A 1,591-nucleotide genomic window follows, 5' to 3' on the forward strand; every position below is an offset into this window, starting at 1 on the left:
GGGCACTGATATCGGGTGAAATCAACCTCGGCTTATCCGTTGTTGTGACATTGACGCTTGGGATTGTGGTCGATGATGCCGTTCACTTCCTTTCCAAATATCAAAGAGCGCGCCGCGAGGGGCAAACTGCAGAGCAAGCCGTTCGTTACGCCTTTCATACCGTTGGCCGCGCACTGTGGATCACTACGGTGGTTTTAGTGGCAGGTTTTTCTGTATTGGCAATGTCTAGCTTCAGGCTGAATGCGGATATGGGGCAGCTCAGCGCCATTGTTATCTTCATCGCTTTGGTTGTGGACTTCTTATTCCTCCCAACCTTACTAATGCTATTCGATAAAAAAGCGTACTTACAAGAAAGTCCGTCTGATAACGCGCGCTTGAAAGCGTCGTCCACCATCACGGCAACTCAGTCATAACTCAGAATTAAAAGGAATTGAACCATGAAAAAAATGAACCACGTATTGCAAGTTTTGATGTTGTCGGCTTCGCTAGTTACATCGCCATTCACTTATGCGAATGAAGAAAAAGGGCTGGAAATTGCTCAGGAGCGAAAAGCAAGAGATGAAGGTTGGGGCGACTCTATCGCAACCATGGAGATGATTTTAAAGAACGCACAAGGTGAAAGCAGTACGCGTCTTATGCGATTGAAATCTCTCGAAGTTGAAGGGGATGGCGACAAAGGGCTGACCATTTTTGACCAGCCTCGGGATGTCACGGGCACGGCTTTTCTCAACCATTCTCATACCATTGGTGCGGATGACCAATGGTTGTATTTACCTGCCTTAAAGCGAGTAAAGCGAATTTCGTCACGTAATAAGTCGGGCCCGTTTATGGGAAGCGAGTTTGCGTATGAAGACTTGAGTTCATTTGAAATCGAAAAATACCGCTTTAACCACCTCAAGGATGAGAAGTTTAACGGGCAAGACGTATTCGTTCTAGAGCAAATTCCAACGGACAAGAACTCCGGTTATACCAAGCAGGTAGTATGGCTTGACAAGGCGCATTATCGCCCTCTCAAAGTCGAGTTTTACGACCGAAAAGGCGCGTTATTGAAAACTCTAACTTTCGCTAATTATAAGCAGTACCTCGATAGATATTGGCGTGCACATACCATGGCAATGACGAATCACCAAACTGGCAAAAGTACAGAATTGAACACTAGCGATTTGCGTTTTCAAACAGGGTTGGAAGAGAACGACTTCAACAAAAACGTGCTCAAGCGAGTTAAATAAGGGAGTGGTATGAATATGGACAAAGGAGTAAGCCAACTTGGCGGATTACTCGCGATGTTGGTAACGCCCTCGCTGTTCGCATTTGAGCTTGCGGGGCAATTGAATGTTGAGCATCGACAATTTCTCTCTCACGGGCTGCAAGGGCAGAGTAAAGGCCAAAGCTCTGTTGTAGTTCAGCCTGAACTTTACTGGGACTTACAAAGCGGAGATAGTAGCTTCACCTTCACACCGTTTTTTCGAGTCGATAGCCTCGATGATGAAAGAACCCACGGTGACATTAGAGAAGCGCTTTTTCTCACGTATTGGGATGATTACGAGCTTAGAGTTGGGATCAGTAAAGTGTTTTGGGGCGTCACCGAGTC

2 protein-coding genes and 1 pseudogene are annotated in these 1,591 nt (G+C 46.3%); all 3 read left to right on the plus strand.

The genetic code is table 11. The features are described 5' to 3' along the window. Positions 1-413 (plus strand): MMPL family transporter (locus tag R7E00_RS22940; protein WP_318124527.1); only part of this gene is annotated, 413 nt, incomplete at its 5' end. A 24-nt stretch (positions 414-437) separates the two neighbouring features. Then, positions 438-1,229, plus strand: a complete 792-nt coding sequence (locus R7E00_RS22945; RefSeq protein WP_140255622.1) for an outer membrane lipoprotein-sorting protein — start codon at positions 438-440, stop codon at positions 1,227-1,229. A gap of 54 nt (positions 1,230-1,283) precedes the next feature. Next, positions 1,284-1,591 (plus strand): annotated as a pseudogene (locus R7E00_RS22950) (hypothetical protein); the annotation flags it as partial.

Source organism: Vibrio sp. Vb1755 (assembly GCF_033338635.1).
In the GTDB taxonomy this organism is placed as follows: domain Bacteria; phylum Pseudomonadota; class Gammaproteobacteria; order Enterobacterales; family Vibrionaceae; genus Vibrio; species Vibrio alginolyticus.